The sequence below is a fragment of the Streptomyces sp. NBC_00659 genome (assembly GCF_036226925.1).
In the GTDB taxonomy this organism is placed as follows: domain Bacteria; phylum Actinomycetota; class Actinomycetes; order Streptomycetales; family Streptomycetaceae; genus Streptomyces.
The window spans coordinates 8997242-9018392 of the sequence record NZ_CP109031.1; the positions used below are offsets into that span (position 1 = coordinate 8997242).

Here is a 21151-nt window from a genome sequence, read left to right on the forward strand (position 1 = left end):
GGAACGGCCGTCAGGGCCGGCCGCCGGCGTCGTCGCGGACGGCGAGATCGGCGAGGCCCTGGAACCGCTGTGGGGCAGCTCCGTCGTGAACACCTGGAATGCCCGGCGTGCGTCGGTGTTCTCATGGCTGGGCTGGTGCGATGAGCGCGGGTACGACGGCCGGCGGTCCCGGCCTGGGCGAAGCGGCTCACCCCACCGGAGTCCGAGACCCCGGCACGCTCGAAGACGGCGATCGACCGGCTGATCGCGCGGCGCGAGGTGCACCTGCGGGAGAAAACGCTGTGGCGGATGCTCTACGAGACGACCGCCCGCGCCGAGGAGATCCTGGGCGTCAACATCGAGGAGCTGGATCTCGCCGGGCGCCGGGCACCCGTGAAGGCCAAGGGGGTCCGTCCTCGCACCCGTCGCCGCGGCGCTGTCCGCGAGGACCTCATCCTGGAGAGGTCTACTGGGACGCTGGTACTGCCCGGCTGTTGCCCCGACTGATCAAGGGGCGTACGCGCGGCCCGGTGTTCGTCACCCACCGCAAACCCGGCCCGGGCAAGGTCGTCAGCCCGCGCGACAACTGCCCGGACTCCGGGCTTGCCCGGCTTTCGTACGGGCAGGCCCGGATGCTGCTCGACGAGCGCACGGCCCTCGGCGGTGAGCCGGGTACGGGCTGGGATCTGCATGAGTGGCGGCACTCCAGCCTGACCCGCCTCGGCGAAGGTGGGGCGAGCCTGCTGATGCTGATGGCGAAGTCCCGGCACAAGAAGGCGGAAAAAGTACGGAAGTACTTCCATCCATCCCCGGAGACGATCCCTGAAGTCGCCGGCCTGCTCGCGCCGGGCGATCGCCGACGCCGACCGCGGGCGGGGTGCATCCCCGGAATCGGGGGCCGGCGGGATAGCCGTTGTCGCTGAGTGTTCGATCACGAGCCTCGATTTATCGCAGCGCTGTTATATTAGCGCTGTGACATCTTTAGATCCCACAGCGCTACCCGATCCCTGGCACTCCTTGCACGAGCTTCTGGCAGCCATGGACGCCGAGATCGAGCAGGTCTACGTCGAGCGGGGCATCGAGGGGGTGCGGCCTCGGTTCGCCTATCCGCTGATCCGGCTCGCCCACACCGGACCACTGACCATTCGTGAGCTTGCGAAGTCCCTGGACCGCTCGCACTCCGCGATCAGCCAGACCATCGCCGCCATGCGCAAGGAGGAACTGGTCACTTCCGAGCCGGGGCCTGACGCCCGCACCCGGCGGATCGACCTGACCGAGCGCGGCCGGTCGCTGGTGCCGTTCCTGGAGGCGGAGTGGCGCGCTACCCATGAGACGGTCGCCGAGCTGGACAGCGAGATCCCGTACGCGATGACCACCGTTGTCGAGGAGGTGCGGCGGGCGCTGGAACGCCGGTCGATGCGGCAGCGGATCCTCCACCACCTTGTCGAGCCACCAAGATGAGGGGGCGTGTCCGTGTCCGGTTCCTCGACACCCGCCCGCTGCGCAGCAGTCAGTCGTTTCGCGACCTGTGGCTCGGCACCTCGGTCTCTCAAGTCGGTGGACAGATAGCCAACGTGGCGGTGCTGGCCCAGGTCTGGGACCTGACCGGCAGCCCAGTGGGCACCGGTGCCATCGGGCTCGCCACCGGCCTGCCGATGGTGCTGTTCGGGCTGCTCGGCGGCACGTTGGCCGATACCGTCGACCGCCGTGCGGTGGTGCGGGCCACCACCGCAGGCCAACTGCTGGCCGCCGCAGGGCTGTGTGCCCAGGCCCTGGCGGACAACCGCAACGTGCTGCTGCTGCTCGCCCTGGTAGCCATGGGGACGAGCTGCAGCGCTCTCGGAGCTCCTGCCCGGCGCACTTTCCCGGTCCGGCTGTTGCCGGGCGACCAGGTCGCGGCCGGTCTTGCGCTGACCAACGTCTCGTTCCAGGCAGCGATGCTGGCAGGTCCTGCGATGGCCGGGCTGATCATCGCCCGCTGGGATCTCCCTGCCGCATACGCAACCCAGGCCGTGGCCATGGTCGTCTCGATGCTCGCGGTGATCCGCCTGCCCGCCATGCGGCCCGAAGGCACCGACGCGGCAGGCGGCAGACGTCGGCCGGAGCGTGGCGGTTGGCGGATCGTCCTGCGCCGCCCGACACTGTGGGGTTCGATGGCCACCGACCTGTCCGCAACGCTGCTCGCCATGCCCATCGCGCTCTTCCCGCTGGTCAACGAGATCCGCTTCGGGGGAAACCCGCAGACTCTCGGCCTGTTCCTCTCGGCCGTCGCGGTCGGGGGGATCACGGCCGGTCTGCTCTCCGGTACGGTGACGCGCTGGCGTCGTGGCGGCCTGGTCCAGCTGTCCGCAGCCGGTGTCTGGGGCCTGGCGCTGGCCTGTTTCGGTCTGGCAGGGCCGCTGTGGCTGGCGCTCGGATGCCTGGCCGTGGCGGGCGCTGCCGACACCGTTTCTGTCGTCACCCGCAGTGCCCTGGTCCAATTGGAGACCCCGGACGCGTACCGGGGGCGGGTCTCCTCGGTAGAACACGTCATCGGTGTCGCGGGTCCCGAACTCGGCAACTTCCGTGGTGGCCTGTTGGCGTCGGCCACCTCCGCCTCCTTCTCCCTGGTCTTCGGCGGCCTGTCCGCCACCCTGGCGATCGCCGCCGTGGCCGCGACCAACGCGCCCCTTCGCGCCTACCGCACGCCGCCTGCTGCCGCGAAGCCGACGGTCCCTGGGGTCGCCGACGCGGCGGCGACCGCTGGTCAGGTTTCCTGATTCGCCTTCCGCCTTGAGCCCGGTGAGAGGGGTCGTCAGCGTCCGGATCGCGCAGAGGACGCAGGCCCCCGGGCAGCTCGGGGAGTCGGAAGGAATACCGGCCGAGCATGTTGATGTGATGGGGGGCGAACGGGGAGAGGCGGGCCACGTCCTCGTCGCGGACATCGAACCGGTCCTCGCGCAGCTGAGTGACGGCGGCGTCCATGTACCTCGTGTTGAAGAGCACGAGGGCGTTGAGGACCAGGCCGAGGACCCGTTCGCGCCGGGCTGTGAGGTCGACGTGCTGAGATCCCAGGTGTGAGGCTGCGCGGGCCCGGCTGCTGCGAGCGCGTTCTGACGCATCGAGCGCCTCCCACAGGCCCCGTAGCGTCCCCTCGAAGAGGTCAACTCTTGAATGCGCGGTTCAACGCGAGCCGGGCGCGTCGTCGGGGTTCGAACGCGTCGGGGCGCCGGACGCGGTTCAAGCGGTGACAGATGGCGGTTTGCTGGGCCCGCGCACGCGAACTCCCTTCATTTCGGCTTCAGTTGTTGACGTCCGGAACATGCGGGGATACAACCCGGAGAGAGCGCTCTCCGTCTGCTGTTGCTCCGCCCCCACACACGCCGACCCGGCATGAGGAGATCCCGCATGCAGTTCTTAGCCAGCGCCCTTCCCCACCGGCCGTCGAGCAGAACCGCACGGGCCCGTACGGCTCTCGGTCTCGTCGTCGTCCTGCTCGCCGCCTGCGTCGCCTTCCTGAGCCCGTCCTCCGCGCACGCCGCCGACCAACTGCTGTCCCAGGGGCGGCCCGCCGCGGCCTCCTCGGTCGAGAACGGGTCCTTCTCCGCCGGAGCCGCGGTCGACGGGAACACCGGCACCCGGTGGTCCTCGGCCTTCTCCGACCCCCAGTGGCTGCGTGTCGATCTCGGGTCGGTCCAGCAGATCACCCGCGTCACCCTGAACTGGGAGGCCGCCTACGGCACGTCGTTCCAGATCCAGACCTCCGCGGACGCGAACACCTGGGCCACCGTGTACTCCACGGCGACCGGCACCGGCGGCGTGCAGAACATCAACGTCACCGGCAGCGGCAGATACGTGCGCGTCCTCGGAACGGCGCGAGCCACCCCGTACGGCTACTCCCTGTGGGAGTTCCAGGTGTACGGGCCCGGAAGCACCACCCCGCCGGACGACTTCTGGGGCAGCACCGGCGACATACCCGCCGCGAACAACGCCGTCGAGGTGAAAGTCCTCAACCGCACCAACGGCAAGTACCCCGACAGCCAGGTGTACTGGAGCTTCAACGGCCAGGTCCACTCCATCGCCGAGCAGCCCTACCTCGACATGCCGGCGAACTCCGCAGGCCGCATGTACTTCTACCTCGGTTCGCCGAACGGTCCGTACTACGACTTCATCGAGTTCACCGTCGGCAACAACGTCTTCAACGGCAACACCACCAGGGTCGACGCCTTCGGCCTCAAACTGGCCATGCGCCTGCACTCCAAGGACGGGTACGACGTCGAGGTCGGTGAGAACCGGGGGACCTTCGCCGAGGACCGCGCGACGACGTTCCAGCGGTTCACGGCCGCCGTCCCCGATCAATTCAAGGTGCTGGCCCAGACCCAGGCCCCGTACCGGATCATCGCGCCCGGCAGCGACCCGAGCTTCCGGGCGGGCGGCGCCAACGCCGGCTACTTCACCTCCTACGCCCAGTCCGTGGGCGTGAGTGCCGCCACCTCCGACATCTTCGGCTGTGCCGCGGCTCTCGCGAGCAACCCCGACATGTGCGCCGCCCTCAACCGCCATGTGGCGACCCTGCCGGCCTCGCAACAGGGCGATCCCGCCCAGTACTACAAGGCGGCGCCGGCGAACTACTACGCCAGGTTCTGGCACGACAACGCCATCAACAACCTCGCCTACGGCTTCCCCTACGACGACGTGGCGGGTCAGTCCTCCTTCGTCTCCCACGGCAGCCCGCAGTGGCTGCTGGTCGCCGTCGGCTGGTAGTCGGGTCCGCTACCAAGGGGCGGGCCGTGCCGGCTCGACGCCGTCGTGTCGGCGAAGGGGTCGATCACGACGCCGGGATCGAGGATCCCGGACGGGGCCGGCACGGCCTTGCCCGCCCACGGGGCGGCGGCGAAGAGGCCGGGACCACCGGTCGTACCACGACCGGTGGTCCCGGCCCTGCTCGGTATCAACGCCGCCGCCCACCTCCAGGAGCAGACCGAACGCGCCCGATCTCACCTTCGGTGAGCTCCACCTCGTCGGGCCGTAGCTTGGACGCGTCGCGGATCTCGTGGGCCGCGCCGGGAACAGGCGGTGCCGCCTGCACGGTTGCACCGACCGGGGGACCGACGCCGCGCGGGCGGGGAACACGGAGACCAGGAGGTCGTCCGCCCCGCCAGGATCCGGGCCCCGGGATCGCGGTACGCCCGCCGCGCATTCGGACCAAGACGTATTTTCTGCAGGAGGACTGTTTCATGACTGACCGGCCCTTGACGCTCATGGCAGTGCACGCCCACCCCGACGACGAGGCCACCGGAACCGGAGGGGTCCTCGCGCGGTACGCGGCGGAAGGCATCCGCACGGTTCTCGTGACGTGTACCGACGGCCGTTGCGGTGACGGACCGGGGGGTGTCAAGCCGGGCGATCCCGGGCACGATCCGGCGGCCGTCGCCTTGATGCGTCGCGAAGAACTCGAGGCGAGCTGTGACGTCCTGAAGATCAGCGATCTGGAGACGCTGGACTACGCCGACTCCGGGATGATGGGCTGGGCGAGCAACGACGCCTCCGGATCCTTCTGGGGCACCCCCGTGCAGGAAGGCGCCGCCCGACTCGCCGAACTCATGCGGCACTACCAGCCCGATGTGGTCGTCACCTATGACGAGAACGGCTTCTACGGCCACCCCGACCACATCCAGGCCCACCGCATCACGATGGCGGCGCTGGAGATGACCGAGCTGACGCCGAAGGTGTACTGGACCACGATGCCCCGCTCGATGATGCAGCGGTTCGGCGAGATCATGCGCGAGTTCCATGAGGACATGCCCGAGCCGGATCCCGCCGAGGCCGCCGCGTTGGCCGAGATCGGCCTCCCCGACGACGAGATCACCACGTGGGTGGACGCCACCGCGTTCAGCGGTCAGAAGTTCGACGCGCTGGCCGCGCACGCCAGCCAGGGCGAGAACATCTTCTTCCTCAAGATGGGCAAGGAGAGGTTCGGCGAGTTGATGGGCACGGAGACCTTCGTACGTGTCCAGGACACCACCGGCGCGGCCGTACCCGAGAACGATCTCTTCGCCGGACTGCGCTGATCCGCACGTCACAAACCCGGCGGTCTGCTCCGATCGGGGCAGACCGCCGGGGTGGTGTTGAATGTGGCTCCATGAGTGCGCGTGGACGTGCGGCGAGCCGGACGGCGGTGCTGGTCTGTCAGGGGCGGGCGGCCGCGGACGGGCTTGCCGCTCCAGGCCGGTTCGCTGATCCGGTGGCGGTGCGGCTGCTGCGCGTCGCGGAACGTACGCCCGTGGACGAGGTGCGCTCGAACACTCCGCCGAGGGGCTGGCGGGAGCGCACCGTGTACGAGAGTGTGCGGGCGTGCGCCGAGGTGGTCGTGCCGCGGACAGTGGCGATCGACCAGGCACTGCGCGCTCGTGCGACCGGGCAGCTGGTGATTCTCGGCGCCGGTCTTGATACGCGAGCGTGGCGTCTGCCCGAGCTCGCGCGGACCGATGTATGGGAGGTCGACCATCCGGCCTCCCAGAAGGACAAGCGCGCCCGTCTCGCCGCCGGGCTGTCGGCCACCGCCCGTTCCGTGCGGTTCACACCGGTCGATTTCGCCGTCGATGATCTCGGTGCGGCGTTGGACGCCGCGGGTCACGATCCATCCGCGCCGACGACATGGCTCTGGGAGGGCGTCGTCCCTTACCTCACGCGGAACGAGGTGCGTGCCACAGTGGCCGCCCTCGCCGCCCGGACGGTCCCGGGCAGTGCACTCGTGGTCAACTACCAGGCACCGTCGGCGAGGGCGGCCGTAGGCCGACTGCTGACACGCCTGCTCGGCAGTTCGATCACCGCGGGCGAGCCGTGGCGCTCGCTGTGGCGACCGCAGCAGATGGCCGAACTGCTCGCGGAATTCGGCCTGCGGGTGGCGTCGGACGACAACCTCCTCGCCCTCGCGGACACCCTCGGCGTCCCGACACGTGGGCGGACATCCTTGCGGTCGGGTCGCGTAGCCGTCGCGGAGAGCCGATGACCTGAGGAATCGACCGGGGGCATGCCCTGGTCGGGCAGCCCCCATCGCGATGACGGGGCCTTGCGCATCCCGCCGCCGGAGCACGCCCGCGCCCGCGGATCGCGCCATGGTGGCTGACGCCTCTCCCGCGGCCGTCATCATGGCGGGCCGGCACATGTCCCCGACGGTCCCCCTGTCACTAGCCTCCGGCGCGTCCACCCCATCCCACTCGGATTCGAGGTCCCGGATGCGCCACCCCAGTACGGACGTCACCCCACCCGGCGGACGGCGGCCCCGATGGCGGGCCGCGCTCTGCGCGCTGTTGCTCGCGACCGCCGTTCCGGGCGTCGTCGCGTCGGCCACGCCGTCACCCGCCGCCGACCAGGGCGCACCCGCCGGGCTCTGTTCCGCGGGCGATCCGCCGCGGGTAACCGGCGCCGCCTTCCAACAGGCCGTCTGTCTCGACGAGTTGACCACGGCCGGGACCGTGGCCTCCGGACACACCGACCCGGCCGACTACGCGGGCCTGACGCCCAAGGACCTGCCGACGCCCAGCGGAGTGCCCGGGACCCAGATCGACGGCTACTTCCCCGACACGTCCACCACCAACACCAACCACGGCTGGACGCACGACGCGCAGTTCGTCATCCGGCTGCCCGACCACTGGAACGGCGGACTCGTCGTCGCCGGAACACCGGGCAACCGGGAGCAGTACGCCAACGACCGCGCGATCTCCGACTGGGTACTCTCGCGCGGCTACGCCTACGCCGCCACCGACAAGGGCAACACCGGTCTCGCCTTCTACCGGGACGGCGACCGCCCCGGCGACGCCATCGCCGAGTGGAACACCAGGCTCACCCAGCTCACCCGGGCCGCCCGCGCCGTCGTCAGGCAGCGCTACGGGAAGTCCCCCTCCCGCACCGTCGCCACGGGCATCTCCAACGGTGGCTACCTGGTCCGCTGGCAACTGGAGCACCACCCCGAGCTCTACGACGGGGGAGTCGACTGGGAGGGCACGCTCTGGACCTCCGACGGACCCGGCCTGCTCACCTTCCTGCCGCCCGCGCTGCGCGCGTACCCGGCCTACGCGGCCGGCGGACCCGGCGCCGAGGCGGCTCGGGAGGCGCTGCACGCGGCAGGCTATCCGGCCGGATCGGAGTTCCTCTGGCCCTATCACCACAAGACCTACTGGGATCTGACCCAGCGCCTCTACCGTGAGGAACTGGACCCCGGCTACGACGGGACGACCGAGGCGGGAACCCCGTTCTGCGCCTCCGGAACCCCCGACTGCGACGCCGACTACGACTACGGCGCGAGGCCGCGGGCGGTGCACCGCGCCGTCGACCGCATCGCGCTGACCGGGCGCATCGGCAAGCCGCTCATCACCCTCCAGGGCACGCTCGACGTGCTGCTGCCGATCAGCCGCGACGCGGACGTCTACGCCCGCATGGTGCGCGATGCCGGGCGGGGACCGTTGCTGCGGTACTACCGCATCGCGGACGGGACGCACACCGACTCGCTCGTCGACGCCTTCCCGGACCGACTCCGTCCGATGACCCCCTGCCACCGTTCGGCCTTCACGGCGCTGGAACGCTGGCTGGCCGGCGACGGACGCCCTCCGGCCGGCCACACCGTGCCGCGCCCGGCGGACGCGGACGCTTCGACACTGCTGACGGAATGCCCCTTGGAATAGCGCCCTGACAGCTGCCCGCCCGGCCGCGTCCGCAGCGGCCCGGCGGGAGACGCCGGCCGCGTGGGGCGCGGTGGTGCGGTACCGCCTCATGGCGAGCCTCGGCACCGGCACCCCCACACGCTGTCGGTCGTACCGGTGACGGCAACCGTGTCCCGGCCTTCGGCTCCTGCCTTAATCTGACGCGTATGAACGCACCGGGGGACATGATCGACGGACGCTTCGAGTTGATCGATCGGCTGGGCAGCGGGGGTATGGGCACGGTGTGGCGGGCTCGCGACACCGTGCTGGACCGGGACGTCGCCCTCAAAGCCGTACACCCCGAGGCGGAGGCGTCCCAGGCAGTCCGCGAACGGGTCATGCGCGAGGCGAAGGCCCTGGCACGGCTCAACAATCCGCACGTGGTGACCGTCCACCAGATCGTCGACACACACCCCCACCCGTGGATCGTGATGGAGCTGGTGCCCGGCCAGTCATTGCAACAACGCTTGTCCGAAGGAGTGTTGAGCCCGGCGGAGACCGCGCGCATCGGCCGTCAGGTGCTCGCCGCCCTGCGAGTCGCCCACGCGGCAGGTATTCAGCACCGGGACGTCAAGCCGGCCAACGTCCTGCTCCGTCCCGACGGCCAGGCCGTGCTCACGGACTTCGGTATCGCCGCTCTCCAGGGCGCGACCGCACTCACGGTCACCGGCGAACTCGTCGGCTCTCCCGAGTACATGGCCCCTGAGCGCATTCGCGGTCACGGCGACGACCCGGCCTCCGACCTGTGGTCCCTCGGACTGCTCCTGTACGTGTGCGTGGAGGGTGTGAGCCCGCTCCGCCGTGTGACCACGCTCGCCACCCTGGCCGCTGTCCTCGACGACCCGGTTCCACCGCCCGTGCGCTCCGGCCTCCTCTCCGAGGTCCTGCGGTCCCTCCTCGTACGCGACCCCGCCGCCCGCCCCGATGGCGTGCGACTGGACGCGTTGCTGGCCCAGGTCGAGTCGGGCGCCTCACCGCGGTGGGACCCGCCGACGCTGACGGCGGCGTCGATCCCGGCACCGCCCGTCCCGGCACCGTCCTTCCCGGCACCGCCCACCCGGCCGGATTCCCCGGTCCCTGGACATCCGCACCGGCACCGCGGAGCCGTCCTCGCTGTTGCGCTCACCCTGACCGTCATCGCGGTCACCACACTGGTTCTCACCCTGGCCCCGTTCGGCGACGACAAGCCGTCCGCCCGGGCAGGAGGTGCCGCGCCGAGCACATCCGCCTTACCCGCCACCACGGCTCGGAGTTCGCCGCCGCAGCGGAGTGCGAGTCCCGCCGCCGTGCCCAGTGATCCGGTGGTGTCCAGTCCCGCCCGTAGTGATGCGGTGGTGTCCACCCCCGCCCGTTCCGAGTCGTCGCCCGCTCCGGCGGAATCCGGTCGCTGGATCGCCCAGCTGTCCTCCGAACCCGTCTCCGCGGGTACCGCAGCCCGCGACCGGCATCTCGCGGACATTCGTCTCTCTGTGCCGGAAGCGCTCGTGCTGCGCAGCGACGACTACGCGCCCCTGCGCCCCGGCTACTGGGTGATCTACGCGCCCGGTCCGTTCGCCGACAACCGCGCGGCCCTCGCGTTCTGCGCAGAACGCGGCCGCACGACCAGCAACAGCTGCATCGGCCGCTACATCAAGGGGCGTGGCTGAGCCGACACCCGCCTCAGACGTGCCCCGGTGCCGCCTCCGCTCCGGTGGCGGGCGCCCCGGCTCGCCGGGGGAGAAGCAGCGGGGTCGCCAGCAGGAGCACGCCGGCCAGGGCGATGGCCGTACGCGGGCCGAGCAGGGTGCCCAGTACGCCCCACAGTGCCGTCAGGAGTGCGGTCGAGCCCTTGGTCGTCACCGCCCAGGCCGTCAGCGTGCGGGCGACCCGGTCGTTCGCGGTGCGTTCGAGACGGTAGGTGGAGTAGACGGGGTTGAAGACCCCGCAGCAGAAGATGAGCCCGAGCTCGACGCCCATCACCAGCACCAGCCCTCCGGTGCCCGGCCCCAGGAAGGCGAGGCCGAGCGGCCAGAGAGCGCGCAGCGCCCCGGACCCGACCAGGACCCGATGCTGCCCGAACCGGGTGACCAGCGGTCGGGCCAGCCGTGAACCGAGCAGCCCGCCGATCGAGGGCGCGGCGAAGGCCAGGCCGTACTGCCACGGCGTGAACCCGAGCCTGCCGAGCATCAGGACGGCCAGCAGCGGTTGGGCGGCCATCACCAGGCCGTTGAACAAGGCTGTGTTGAAGAACAGCGGACGCAGGGTGCGGTCGGCGAGGATGTACCGCCAGCCGTCGAGCAGGTCCGAGGCCCGCATGCGCGCGGCCTCCCGGTGTTCGGGCGGCGGTTCGTGCCCACCCGTCGCGCGGATGCCCAGGGCGGAGAGCAGATAGCTGACCCCGTCCGCCACCACCGTCGCCACCGGACCCAGAAGCCCGATCGCCGCGCCGCCCAGCGGCGGTCCGATGATCGTGGTGGTCCAGGCCGTCGACTCGAACCGGGCGCCCGCGACGAGCAGGTGCTCGGCCGGCACGAGCGTCTTCAGGTACGCGCCGGAGGCGGCGCGGAAGGTGATGTCGGCCGCCGCGACGACCACCGAGGCGAGCAGGAGATGAACGAAGGTGAGCGCGCCGAGCGCGAAGGCGGCGGGGATCGTCAGCAGCGCGGCGAACCGCACCAGGTCCATCGTCACGAGCACCGGCCGCTTGCGGCGGAACTCCACCCACGGGCCCAGCGGAACCGCCACGGCCGCGCCCACCGCGGCCCCCACGGAGGCGAGCACGGCGACCTCGGCCGGTCCGGAGTGCAGCACCCGGATGGCGATCAGTTCGAACGAGCCGAAGGCGAGCCAGGTGCCGAGCGCGCTCGCCCCGTACGCCCCCCAGAGCCACCCGAACCGCCGCCCCAGCCGGTGCCCGCTCCTCATGCCCGACACCCTCGCCCCTAGCCCCTCAGCCACACCCGGTCCGCGTCCGAAGACATCAAAGCGAGCACCGCGACCGGGGATCAAACAACCGCGGGACCGCACGCCACAACCATCGGTTGTGGCGTTAGGGTGGTTCTGTGGACCTCGACACTGTCCGGACGTTCGTCGCCGTCGCCGACGCGGGGCAGTTCCAGGAGGCCGCCGCCGAGCTGGCGGTCACCCAGCAGGCCGTCTCCAAACGCGTCGCGGTGCTGGAGCGCACCCTCGGTGTGCGACTGTTCACCCGCACACCGCGAGGCGCCGAGCTCACCATCGACGGCCAGGCGTTCCTGCCCCACGCGCGTGAGCTGCTGCGCGTGTCCGAACGCGCGGTCGCGTCCGTGCGCACCGGCCGCCGTCCGCTGCGCGTCGACATCATCGCCTCGCGCGGTGCGGCGTCGGGCCTGATGCGCGGCTTCCACCGTACGTACCCCGAGGTCGACCTCGACGTGGTGATGCTGTTCGACATCGAGACGGCCGTCGCCGCCGTCCGGTCCGGTGCGATCGACGCGACCTTCCGTGCGGTCGCCGTGCCGGACCGGCCCCTCCCCGAGGACATCGAGGCCGTACGGGTGCTCGACGAGCCGCTCCAGCTCCTCACCGGCGCCGCCCACGCGCTGGCGGAAGCCCGGTCGGTGACCGTCGCCGAGCTCGTCGGTCACCGGATCTGGATGCCGGGCATCGTCCCCGGGACCGAGTGGGCCGTGTACTACGACGACCTGGTCGCCGAGTTCGGTCTGACCATCGAGGCGACCGGCCCGAACTTCGGCTCCGACGCGCTCCTCGACACCGTCGCCGACACCCCGGCACTCGCCACGTTCATGGGAGCGCAGACCCTTCCCCAGCTCTCGCCGGGAGGTGCCCCCAACGGCTGGCCCGCCGGCCACGGCCTGCGCCTGATCCCGGTGACCGACCCGACCCCCGTCTACCCGCACTCGCTCCTGTGGCACCGCGACAATCCCCACCCGGCGCTGGCCACGCTCCGCGCCTACCTCGCCGCCGCGGCGGCCGGTCACGACACGGCCGGGACCTGGACCCCGGGCTGGGTGATCCCACGCTGACCGCGGCGGATCGATCGCCTTGCCGTCGCAGGGCTGGACAGGCGTCACCTCGCGCCGCGCCCCCGCGCGGGGGCGGCGCGAGCGGCATCCGCCGTCCTCACGGAGAAGAGGGCCGCCCTTCGGTCCCTGCCCGCACCACCTCGTCCAGTGAGGTCGCCCGGTGTCCGGTGAGGTCCTCGACGGCGGTGGTCACGGTGGCGAGAGATCCGTCGGCGATCGCCGCGTACGTGGACACCCATGCGTCGAGCTGCCAGTCGGGCGCCCCGTAGCGCGCGCGGGAGGCGTACGCCTCCTCGGTCGTCTCCGGGACGTAGGAGACCGGTGGGCCGCCGACGGCGGTGAGGATCCGGGCCACTTCGGTGAGGGTGAGGGACTGCGGTCCTGTGAGCTCGTACGTGCGGCCGGTGTGCGGTTGAGGATCGAGCAGGACCGCCACCGCGGAGTCGGCGATGTCGTCCTGGGCGACCAATGCCGCTCTGCCGTCACCGGCCGGCCCGCGGATGGCGCCGTCGGCGCCCACGAGAGCGGGCATGAAGTCGGCGTAGAGGTTGTCACGCAGGAAGGTGAAGGGGATGCCGGCGGCACGGATGTGCTGTTCGGTGTGCCAGTGGTCCCGGGCCAGGGTGAACGTCGCGTCGGGCGCGGCCCCGTAGAAGGAGATGTAGACGAGGTGAGCGACACCGGCCTGCGCCGCGGCATCGACGAAGGTGCGGTGGTCCCGGAGCCGGTCGGGGGACTCCGAGGCCGAGACCATCAGGACGCGGTCGGTGCCGCGCAGGGCACGCACGAGGGCTTCGTGGTCGTTGTACGCGCCGGACACCGCGATCGCGCCGGTCAGCTGCGGAGCGCGGGAGGGGGTGCGGGCCAGGAGAGTCTGCGCGATTCCGGCGGCGGCCAGCCTGCGCGCGATACGCCCGCCCAGGCGGCCGGAGGCTCCGGTGATCGCGTAGGTGGCATCGGTGGGAGCCAACGTTCTCCTCCTTGAGCGGGTGCCGGGCGCCGGGCGCCGCTTCCGCCACGGTGGCCGTGGCGGCGGCAGCGGGCCGGTGGTCGGCCGGTCCGCGGGGTGACGGATGCGGGTGAAGGCGTAACCGGACGGATGTGCCGGTGCCGGTTCTCAACAGCTCAGCGCCGCCACACGTAGACGCCGAGCGAGGTCTCCACAACCTCCTGGGGCCAAGCAGCACGGACACGCTGCAGTCGTTCGTGGTGCTCATCGGCCCATCCGGCGGCCAGGCGGACGGGGACACTGACGGATGTCCCCGATGCGGCCATGTCCGCCACCACGATCACGGCAGTCCCGTTCCGACCGGACAGCTCGAACCGGATCTCGGGGGCGCGCCCGTCATCCATCCAGACGGCATCCCGCCCGGCAGCGAGCTCTCTCAGGACCTGTGACCAGCTGTCCAAGTCGTCCGGAGTCAGACACACATCGAGATGTCCTCGGGCGAACCCGCTGGTGACGACGATCTCCGCATCGAGGTAATCATGCATGGTCAACACCCCGGGCATGGTCCGGCCGAGAACCCTGACCTCAAGACCGCTCTCCCCGTCGACCAGACGGATGAGATCCACCATGCTGTCCTCGGCCATGCCCGTTCCCCACTCTCGCGTCGACTCTCGTCATCATGCACGTGCGTCAGCGGATGGGGTGCCGCTGGTCGAAACACTCCGCAGGACCGGCCTGGATCGGGCGATAAATGTCATGACCTCGTCCCGCGAGGTGGTCTCCGACGTGCTGGTGCCCCGCCCGGACGCGTGGGCGGGCGCGAGCTGACAACAGACAGTGCCACCGCTTCCTACGACCTTTTCAGGAGCGAGGTTGGGCCATCACCGGCGTGGCCGCGCGGAAGAGGTGCAGGAGGGCCTGGGCCGGCGGGGTGTCCGGGTCGAAGAACTGCCTGGCCAGCGCGGTCGGCACCGCCGGCCCCTGCATGCGGACCTCGTGGCACCGGAAACAGAACGCCGCCTCGAACAACGCCAGGTCGAGAGAGTCCTCGTACGACCGGACGCTCCAGCCGGGTGAGAAGCCGCAGCGGTGCTGTTCGCTGCCGGGCAGGTCCTCGATCAAGGTCAGGGCTTTCGCGGCCTCGTTCCCGGTCCAGTGGGCGACCGCCCTGCCGGGGTAAGGGGCACCCTTCTCGGCCGGCAGGGCGGAGATCCTCACGACCTCGATCAGCGCGGTGGACGCAACGGCTTCGGCGGGGAGCTGCATGTGCCCAGTCTGCTCTTCCTGCCGACGGCCGACTGAGGCGGGCCGAGACCTGGGCCGAGTGGCCCGGGTTTCGTGTCTGTGTCACGTCTCCGGGGTCGTCAGCCATCGGCCCGGGTGACCGGGAGGGAGTTGGAGATCTTCGCGTACGGCCGCGTAGTAGCCTTCGCGGCCCAGGCGTTGGCGTTCCAGGAGTGCCTGCCATGCCCCTGGATCGCGGGTGCCCGCGCGTTGGAAGCCCTCCATCTCCATCACCACCGTCACCCATTCCCGGGCCCGGTCCACCACTTCGCGGCTGCCCAGCATGAGCAGGGCCTCCCCTGGAGGATCGCGGTCGTCGGTGGCCCGGGCCATGAGCGGTTCGGCCTCGGCCAGGGGCAGCGGGTGCGGATGCGGGTCGTTGCCTATGTGGGCGGCGACACGGTAGGTGAGGGTCACCGACTTCTTCAGCGACCGCGCGTACTCGGAGTACACGGCGAGGCGCCGTTCTTCCCACCGCTCCGCCCGATCCCGTTTGAAGCGCTCGCGGTCGCTGCGGACGAGAGCCAGATACGACCCCAGGGCGCCGATCACGACGCCTACGAGCGCGGGGAGTTGCTGAAGGAAAGCGGACATGATCGCACCGTACCGACCGCAGTGTCCGGGGCGGGCGACTTCGCGACCGCGTGGACCGTCGAGCACCGACGAGTGGGCCGCAGCCGCGTCCGCGGCTGCGGCCCACTCGTCGGCTCGGTCGGTCAGGACAGGATCTCGACATACCCGTCGGTGCCGTGCACACGGATCCGCTGCCCGTCCCGGATCAGCCGGGTGGCCCGCTCCACGCCCACGACGGCCGGCAGACCGTACTCCCGGGCGATCACCGCGCCATGCGTCATCAGACCGCCCACCTCCGTCACCAGGCCCGCCACCGCGACGAACAGCGGGGACCAACTGGGGTCCGTGAACGGTGTGACCAGGATGTCGCCCGGCTCGAGATCGGCGTCCGCCATGTCGAGGATGACGCGGGCCCTTCCCTCGATCGTCCCGGCGGAGACGGGCAGCCCGACCAGAGCGCCGTCCGGCACGTCGTCGCGCCGGTAGGACCCGGTGACGGCCTCACCGTCCGAGGTGAGCACCCGGGGCGGTGTGAGCGCCTGGTACGAGCGGAACGCGTCCTTGCGCCGCTGGATGAGCCGGTCGTCCACCCGGTTCGTGCGTACGACGTCGTGGAACTCCTGGAACGTGAGGTAGAAGACGTCCTCCTTCTCGTGAAGCACGCCGGCCCGCACGAGGCGCCCGGCCTCCTCCAGCAGGGCCCGCTTGTAGACGAAGGAGCGGCTGACGATGCCGTACTTCGGGTACTCCCGGTATCCGGCGAAGGCCCTGACCTGGTCGATCATCCGCTTGGTCTCGTCGGCTCCGCGTTCACCGTCCGGCAGGGCCCGCAAGCGTGACAGAACGTCCTGTTCCTTCTCCCACGCTCTCAACCGCCCCTGCTCGAAGCGCCGTTCGGCGGCGCCCGGCTCGAAGTTCCTGACGTTGTCGAGGATCACGGGCACCAGGGTGCTGGGCCGCTCACGCCACCGTGGCCGCGTGATGTCGATCTCGCCGACGCAGCGCATGCCGTACCGGTCGAGGTAGGCCTCGATGGCGTCGCGGGCTTCGGTCCCGCCCGGGAGCTTCGCCAGTTCGTCCAGGAAGTCGTCGTCCTCGACGTCCTGAAGGAACGCCACCACCTCCGGTCGAGAGCGGATCACGTCGGCGACGTCGAGCAGCTCCAGGCCCATCTCCGACGTGATGTTGTCGGGAGCGGACAGCGTCAGCGTGTCGGCCGCGTTCTTCTCGCCCAGCCACTCCCCGAGCTTGTCGTTCAGCCACCAGGTGGCTTCCATCCCCGCCATGATCGCCCGCATGTTCAGCGGATCACCGAGGACCCGCTTGTGCTCCTCGAACGCCTCCAGGAGAAAGTCGAACAGCGCCGGTCCGGTCTTCGTCCGGATGCCGCTCTCCAGGGCGGTGACGGACGCCCGGCTGCGCTCGATCAGCTCGGTGACGATGGCGGGATCGGCCTCGGTCGGGATGGACGCACCGCCCGCAGACGGCCCGCCGGGACCCGTGTCCGGGAGCGAGGGGACGAAGCCGTCGCGGTCGAGGACGGTCTCCAGAGCATTTCTGACCAGCGGATCTCCCTTTCCCATGAGGTCCAGAAGGGCGGCGCGGCTCGCGGGGGAGGCCAGGCGCGGGGTGACGTCGACGAACAGCCTCCCGCCGGCCTCGTGCATCGGCACCATCGCCGTCAGCTGCCACATGGAGTAGCCCAGCGGCTTCATGGCGTCGGTCATCATCTGCTGATGGCCGACGGAGACGTAGACGTGGTTCTCCCGGTCGCCGGCCTCGGGAACGGGAAACAGCGTGGTGATCGGACGGCTCTGCACGATCCGGAAGCCGTCGTCGGCCAGGCACCACTCGATGTCCTGAGGACGCCCGAAATGCGCTTCGATCCGCCGGCCCAGCCGCACGAGCCGCAGGACCTGTTCATCCGTCAGCGACGGCTGCTCCTGCCGCCCCGCGTCGATCGCCACCTCCCGGGTACCACCGGCCGGCAGGGCCTGAACGGCACGCTGTTTGGCGGCGATCGTCCTGGCGACGATGTCGTCGTCCCGCACGGTGAAGACGTCGGGGTTCACCAGTCCGGAGACCAGGGCCTCGCCGAGACCGAAGCCGGCGTCGACTGTGGACACCTTCCGGTTGCCCGTGACGGGGTCGGCCGTGAACAGGATGCCGGACGCGTGCGGGAAGACCATCCGCTGTACGACGACCGCCATGTGGACCGTACGGTGGTCGATGCCGTTGCGCCGGCGGTAGGTCACGGCCCGCTCGGTGAACAGCGACGCCCAGCACCGGCTGATGTGCCGGAGGATCTCCGTCGGCCCCACGATGTTCAGATACGTGTCCTGCTGGCCGGCGAAGGAGGCCGTCGGCAGGTCCTCCGCCGTCGCGCTGGACCGGACGGCGTACGCGGCTCCCTCGCCGAGCCGGGCGAGCGCGCGCGTGACCGCCGCCGCGAGACCGTCCGGGACGGTGATCTCTTCGATGGTCCGGCGGATCCGCGCGCTGAGCGTGCGGAGCGCGTCCCGGTCGTCCGGGTTCACGTGAGACAGCTCGTCGATCAGGCCGTCGACCGACGGCACCTCCGCCATGATCCGCCGGAAGGCGTCCGTCGTCACACAGAAGCCGGCCGGTACCCGGACGCCTTCGATCCGCGACAGCCCGCCCAGATGCGCGCCCTTGCCGCCGACGACCGCGACCTGCGTCCGATCGACCTCTTGAAGATCCAGTACGTACTGCTCAGTCATTGCGATGCCTCCGAGGCGGCCGTGTTCCGTCGTACTGCGATGTCCCGTCACCGGCGCCTCCCACTCTGTCGAACCTCTTGTCGAGCACGTCCTCGTCCCTGGTCGCCTTCCCGCTGACGCGTCGTCCGGCCGCTCCACCGATCGGGCGGCGCGCACCCAGTACTGCCGCGGGTCGGGGCACAGACCGACGATTGTGCGCCGTGACCGGGGCCTTGCGGCAAGCCCCCTGGTGCGCTATAAGTTGAGAGAGGCAAGGAGAGGACTCTCCTTGCCCTTCGTGTTTTCAGGCCACGAGTGATTCTCAGGCCACGAGCAGGCGGAGTCCGAGTTCCGCCGCGTCGAGGGCGACGAGGTCGCGGTTGCGCTCGGCCCACCGGCCTGAGGAAAGGTCGTCGCGGAGTCTGTCCACTGCCCGCTGCTCGGCCTCCGGCCCGACTCTGGTCCATACCGACACCGCGCGGCGCACATGTTCCTCCAGGTACGCCTCGGGCCGGCGCCAGTGGGCCTCGAAGAAGCCGTCGGCGCAGTCCCACGGGACAAGTACCGGCTCCGCGCGACCCCCGATCGCGTGGGTCAGGTCGGCCAGTGAAGGCCAGTCGACGAGAAGGCCGGCGAACTCGGGCAGGTAGTCGCGGGTGAGCCAGAACCTCTGAAGCCAGCCGGGGGCACTGGCGTCGTACGTGAACACCACCACGCGCCGGGCCACGCGCCGCATCTCGCGCAGGCCCGCGATCGGGTCCTGCCAGTGATGAACGGTGCTGAAGGCCATCGCCGCGTCGAAGGACTGATCCTCGAACGGAAGGCTCTCCGCAGCGGCGGCCACGCACGGCGCCGCGCCCGCGGGACGCTGTGCCCGCATGACGGCCGACGGTTCCACCGCGGTCACGTCGCGGTCCGGGGGCTCGTAGGAGCCGGTGCCCGCGCCGACGTTGAGGACCGTGCGGGCGTCCCCGAGCGCATCCCAGACCCGCGCGGCGATCCGTGGCTCGGTCCGCCGTGTCGCCGGGTAGGCGGACCCGATGGCGTCGTACAACTTCGCTCCGAACATGGTCAGTTGCTCCTCGGGTGTCGTTCTGATCCCCATGGCCCGTGCCTCCAGTTCCCTGTCTATCGCCGTCACCATGGCCGCCGCGCGGTCGCGCTGTTCCAGCAGCAGGCCGCGCAACCGGTGCAGGTGCGCGACCGCGTCGGTGGCCGGGTCGTCGACCAGACGCGCGATCTCCCGTAATCCGAAGCCCAGCCGCCGGTAGGCGAGGACCCTCCGCAGCCGCTCCACGTCGCCGGCCGAGTAGGCCCGGTATCCGGCCCTGGTCCGCGCGGACGGCCGTACGAGGCCGATCTCGTCGTAGTGATGCAGCGTGCGGACGCTCACGCCGGCCAGCTCTGCCACGCGTCCCACGGTCAGGTGTTCCTCCACGCCACCGACCATGCCGCATGACGCCGCGTGAGGGTCAAGGCGCCCGTCACGGCCGTGGCCTTGTCAACGCGCAAGGGGCCCTTGATAGTTGATCCGTTCGATGGGGCCGATGACTTGGGGGACAGCGGTGCGGCGTACGGGGAGTGAGGCGGAGCTCGGTGAGAGACGCGGGAGTTACCCGATAGCGGGCGCCATGGGTGGTGTTCTTCAGATGTTCCGGCGCTTCGTCGTGTTCTTCTGTCTCGTCCTGTTGGGATTCATGATCATCAAGAGGCCCCATGGCGCGCTCTTCAAGTGCCTGGTCTCGGTGGCCGTGATCCTCGGCCTGGTCGGGCTGCGGGCCGCGTGGGGCTGGGTTTCCGTGCGGGTCGGGGCGCGCCTGTGTCACATCCACACCGGCGGTCTCGCCGTCACCGGACTGTTCGGCCAGGTGAAGCACTCCATTCCGTGGGACACGATCACCGAACTGAGGCACGTGTCGAACCTGTCGCCCCTGCTCACCTTCCACCGGTTCGAGCTGGTGCGGCGCGACGCCAGGACCTTGGCGATCTTTGTCCTGAAGGCGAAATCGGAGTTCGTGCCGGCCTTGCAGAGGGCGTCGGAGCTGGCCGGGCTGCGCCCGGAGGGATGAGCCCGTCGTCCGCGTGTCGGCGCCCGTTCCTCTTCCCGTCCTGAGGTCCGTCAGATGCGCGCGTTCGTCAGACGCGCCGGGCCCGGATCACGTCGGCGGCGCCGAACACGTCGTTCTTGCCCGCGATGAGGTCCTTGCACAGCTCGACGAGTTCCCCGTACGGGCTGTCGAGTCCTTCGCCGCTGGCGTGCATGTAGGCGATGGCCACGGCGCACGCGAAGCGGACGTTCAGCGAGGGAAGCGGCCGCAGCAGGAGCAGCGTGTGCAGCAGGGCCGCCGCGCGCCATGACGCGTCGGGGTCGATGCCCAGGCGAGGCGGATCCACGCGGTGCCGCGCCACCGCCGCGACCAGCGCGGAGAAGTCGCTGATGTGGGGCTGGTCGGGGAGTGCCGCTTCGTGCTGCCGCAGGAGCCAGCGCACGTCGATGTGCACGACGGGAGCCATGGGTTTCAGGCAGCCCTGCCCGTCGTGCGGGTCACCGGACCGTCGTCGATGCCCGCGGCGGCGATGGCATCGGCCAGCGCGGGATCGTGGAAGACGCTCTGGAAGACCGCCGCGCCCTCCTGGAGCGCCCGGTGGCGGGCGATCGCGTTGGCGGTGGACGCCCTCACGAAGGCTTTCATCGGCATGTTCTGCTCCTGCGCGATCGCCCGCAGGTCCGCGAGCTCCGCGTCGGAGAATTCCACGTTGAGTGCTGCCATGACGGCAGGGTACCGCTGAGGTACCCCGAGCTCAATCATCCCAGGTCAGGGTCTGTGTGTTCGGTACCTTCAGAGGTACCCGGCCGGGACCTGCCCGGCCGGGACCTGCCCGGCCGGGACCTGTTCGGGTGGGCCCGTGACCGGCTTCGGAGGGCCGGTCACGCCGACGCCGACCTCATCGCCCTCGAGG

The 21151-nt window shown here is 70.6% G+C and carries 18 protein-coding genes and 2 pseudogenes; 10 read left to right on the plus strand and 10 right to left on the minus strand.

All coding sequences use genetic code 11. The features are described from left to right. Positions 1 to 25: 25 nt before the first annotated feature. The 3 genes and pseudogenes from OG410_RS39425 to OG410_RS39435 all read left to right on the plus strand — a co-directional run. Positions 26 to 842 (plus strand): annotated as a pseudogene (locus tag OG410_RS39425) (site-specific integrase); the annotation flags it as partial. 154 nt (positions 843 to 996) lie between these two features. Next, positions 997 to 1440: a MarR family winged helix-turn-helix transcriptional regulator gene (locus OG410_RS39430; RefSeq protein WP_329303556.1), complete on the plus strand. Its 444-nt coding sequence runs from the start codon at positions 997 to 999 to the stop codon at positions 1438 to 1440. Beyond that, a complete protein-coding gene (locus OG410_RS39435; RefSeq protein WP_329303557.1) occupies positions 1437 to 2738 on the plus strand; it encodes an MFS transporter in 1302 nt (433 codons plus the stop codon). The genes OG410_RS39430 and OG410_RS39435 overlap by 4 nt, the downstream gene beginning before the upstream one ends. A gap of 40 nt (positions 2739 to 2778) precedes the next feature. Here the strand turns inward: OG410_RS39435 and OG410_RS39440 are convergent. Further along, positions 2779 to 2988, minus strand: a pseudogene (locus OG410_RS39440) (Tn3 family transposase); the annotation flags it as partial. Positions 2989 to 3366: 378 nt separating this feature from the next. Here OG410_RS39440 and OG410_RS39445 point away from each other — a divergent pair. The 5 genes from OG410_RS39445 to OG410_RS39465 all read left to right on the plus strand — a co-directional run bounded on the left by OG410_RS39445 (position 3367) and on the right by OG410_RS39465 (position 10306). Then, positions 3367 to 4722 carry a beta-1,3-glucanase family protein gene (locus tag OG410_RS39445; RefSeq protein ID WP_329303558.1) on the plus strand — a complete coding sequence of 452 codons (1356 nt, stop codon included), beginning with the start codon at positions 3367 to 3369 and terminating at the stop codon, positions 4720 to 4722. Positions 4723 to 5195: 473 nt separating this feature from the next. Beyond that, a complete protein-coding gene (locus tag OG410_RS39450) occupies positions 5196 to 6029 on the plus strand; it encodes a PIG-L family deacetylase (RefSeq protein ID WP_329303559.1) in 834 nt (277 codons plus the stop codon). A gap of 71 nt (positions 6030 to 6100) precedes the next feature. Continuing rightward, on the plus strand, positions 6101 to 6970 hold the full coding sequence (locus tag OG410_RS39455) for a class I SAM-dependent methyltransferase (RefSeq protein WP_329303560.1): 870 nt from the start codon (positions 6101 to 6103) through the stop codon (positions 6968 to 6970). A gap of 226 nt (positions 6971 to 7196) precedes the next feature. Continuing rightward, positions 7197 to 8642 (plus strand): tannase/feruloyl esterase family alpha/beta hydrolase, encoded by a 1446-nt coding sequence (locus OG410_RS39460; protein ID WP_329303561.1) that lies wholly within the window; start codon positions 7197 to 7199, stop codon positions 8640 to 8642. A gap of 185 nt (positions 8643 to 8827) precedes the next feature. Further along, positions 8828 to 10306 (plus strand): serine/threonine-protein kinase, encoded by a 1479-nt coding sequence (locus OG410_RS39465; RefSeq protein ID WP_329303562.1) that lies wholly within the window; start codon positions 8828 to 8830, stop codon positions 10304 to 10306. A gap of 13 nt (positions 10307 to 10319) precedes the next feature. Here OG410_RS39465 and OG410_RS39470 read toward each other — a convergent pair whose 3' ends face one another. Beyond that, positions 10320 to 11564: an MFS transporter gene (locus OG410_RS39470; protein WP_329303563.1), complete on the minus strand. Its 1245-nt coding sequence runs from the start codon at positions 11562 to 11564 to the stop codon at positions 10320 to 10322. 137 nt (positions 11565 to 11701) lie between these two features. Between OG410_RS39470 and OG410_RS39475 the strand changes: the two genes are divergently transcribed. Next, entirely contained in the window at positions 11702 to 12664 is a 963-nt protein-coding gene (locus tag OG410_RS39475; protein ID WP_329303564.1) for a LysR family transcriptional regulator, read from the plus strand. 97 nt (positions 12665 to 12761) lie between these two features. Here OG410_RS39475 and OG410_RS39480 read toward each other — a convergent pair whose 3' ends face one another. The 6 genes from OG410_RS39480 to OG410_RS39505 all read right to left on the minus strand — a co-directional run bounded on the left by OG410_RS39480 (position 12762) and on the right by OG410_RS39505 (position 19601). Further along, on the minus strand, positions 12762 to 13634 hold the full coding sequence (locus OG410_RS39480) for an SDR family oxidoreductase (RefSeq protein ID WP_329303565.1): 873 nt from the start codon (positions 13632 to 13634) through the stop codon (positions 12762 to 12764). A 155-nt stretch (positions 13635 to 13789) separates the two neighbouring features. Next, positions 13790 to 14257 (minus strand): DUF5959 family protein, encoded by a 468-nt coding sequence (locus OG410_RS39485; protein WP_329303566.1) that lies wholly within the window; start codon positions 14255 to 14257, stop codon positions 13790 to 13792. A 217-nt stretch (positions 14258 to 14474) separates the two neighbouring features. Beyond that, on the minus strand, positions 14475 to 14879 hold the full coding sequence (locus tag OG410_RS39490; protein WP_329303567.1) for a hypothetical protein: 405 nt from the start codon (positions 14877 to 14879) through the stop codon (positions 14475 to 14477). An 81-nt stretch (positions 14880 to 14960) separates the two neighbouring features. Continuing rightward, the gene (locus OG410_RS39495) at positions 14961 to 15491 is read right to left on the minus strand and encodes a hypothetical protein (protein ID WP_329303568.1); all 531 of its coding nucleotides are present in this window, start codon (positions 15489 to 15491) and stop codon (positions 14961 to 14963) included. A 122-nt stretch (positions 15492 to 15613) separates the two neighbouring features. Further along, the gene (rph, locus tag OG410_RS39500; RefSeq protein ID WP_329303569.1) at positions 15614 to 18211 is read right to left on the minus strand and encodes a rifamycin-inactivating phosphotransferase; all 2598 of its coding nucleotides are present in this window, start codon (positions 18209 to 18211) and stop codon (positions 15614 to 15616) included. Positions 18212 to 18512: 301 nt separating this feature from the next. Next, positions 18513 to 19601, minus strand: a complete 1089-nt coding sequence (locus tag OG410_RS39505; protein ID WP_329303570.1) for a MerR family transcriptional regulator — start codon at positions 19599 to 19601, stop codon at positions 18513 to 18515. Between the two features lie 220 nt (positions 19602 to 19821). On the opposite strand from OG410_RS39505, the gene OG410_RS39510 reads away from it, so the two are divergent. Then, on the plus strand, positions 19822 to 20259 hold the full coding sequence (locus OG410_RS39510; RefSeq protein WP_329303571.1) for a hypothetical protein: 438 nt from the start codon (positions 19822 to 19824) through the stop codon (positions 20257 to 20259). A gap of 67 nt (positions 20260 to 20326) precedes the next feature. Here OG410_RS39510 and OG410_RS39515 read toward each other — a convergent pair whose 3' ends face one another. Together OG410_RS39515 and OG410_RS39520 are read right to left on the minus strand one after the other, a co-directional pair. Then, positions 20327 to 20704 carry a toxin Doc gene (locus tag OG410_RS39515; RefSeq protein WP_329303572.1) on the minus strand — a complete coding sequence of 126 codons (378 nt, stop codon included), beginning with the start codon at positions 20702 to 20704 and terminating at the stop codon, positions 20327 to 20329. Positions 20705 to 20709: 5 nt separating this feature from the next. Further along, positions 20710 to 20961 (minus strand): hypothetical protein, encoded by a 252-nt coding sequence (locus OG410_RS39520; protein ID WP_329303573.1) that lies wholly within the window; start codon positions 20959 to 20961, stop codon positions 20710 to 20712. Positions 20962 to 21151 lie beyond the last annotated feature (190 nt).

Bases quoted from the DNA above. Each gene is read 5' to 3' on its own strand.
- OG410_RS39435 (WP_329303557.1), top strand. From the start codon at position 1,437: ATGAGGGGGCGTGTCCGTGTCCGGTTCCTCGACACCCGCCCGCTGCGC.
- OG410_RS39445 (WP_329303558.1), top strand. From the start codon at position 3,367: ATGCAGTTCTTAGCCAGCGCCCTTCCCCACCGGCCGTCGAGCAGAACC.
- OG410_RS39450 (WP_329303559.1), top strand. From the start codon at position 5,196: ATGACTGACCGGCCCTTGACGCTCATGGCAGTGCACGCCCACCCCGAC.
- OG410_RS39455 (WP_329303560.1), top strand. From the start codon at position 6,101: ATGAGTGCGCGTGGACGTGCGGCGAGCCGGACGGCGGTGCTGGTCTGT.
- OG410_RS39460 (WP_329303561.1), top strand. From the start codon at position 7,197: ATGCGCCACCCCAGTACGGACGTCACCCCACCCGGCGGACGGCGGCCC.
- OG410_RS39465 (WP_329303562.1), top strand. From the start codon at position 8,828: ATGAACGCACCGGGGGACATGATCGACGGACGCTTCGAGTTGATCGAT.
- OG410_RS39470 (WP_329303563.1), bottom strand. From the start codon at position 11,564: ATGAGGAGCGGGCACCGGCTGGGGCGGCGGTTCGGGTGGCTCTGGGGG.
- OG410_RS39485 (WP_329303566.1), bottom strand. From the start codon at position 14,257: ATGGCCGAGGACAGCATGGTGGATCTCATCCGTCTGGTCGACGGGGAG.
- OG410_RS39490 (WP_329303567.1), bottom strand. From the start codon at position 14,879: ATGCAGCTCCCCGCCGAAGCCGTTGCGTCCACCGCGCTGATCGAGGTC.
- OG410_RS39495 (WP_329303568.1), bottom strand. From the start codon at position 15,491: ATGTCCGCTTTCCTTCAGCAACTCCCCGCGCTCGTAGGCGTCGTGATC.
- rph (WP_329303569.1), bottom strand. From the start codon at position 18,211: ATGACTGAGCAGTACGTACTGGATCTTCAAGAGGTCGATCGGACGCAG.
- OG410_RS39510 (WP_329303571.1), top strand. From the start codon at position 19,822: ATGGGTGGTGTTCTTCAGATGTTCCGGCGCTTCGTCGTGTTCTTCTGT.
- OG410_RS39515 (WP_329303572.1), bottom strand. From the start codon at position 20,704: ATGGCTCCCGTCGTGCACATCGACGTGCGCTGGCTCCTGCGGCAGCAC.
- OG410_RS39520 (WP_329303573.1), bottom strand. From the start codon at position 20,961: ATGGCAGCACTCAACGTGGAATTCTCCGACGCGGAGCTCGCGGACCTG.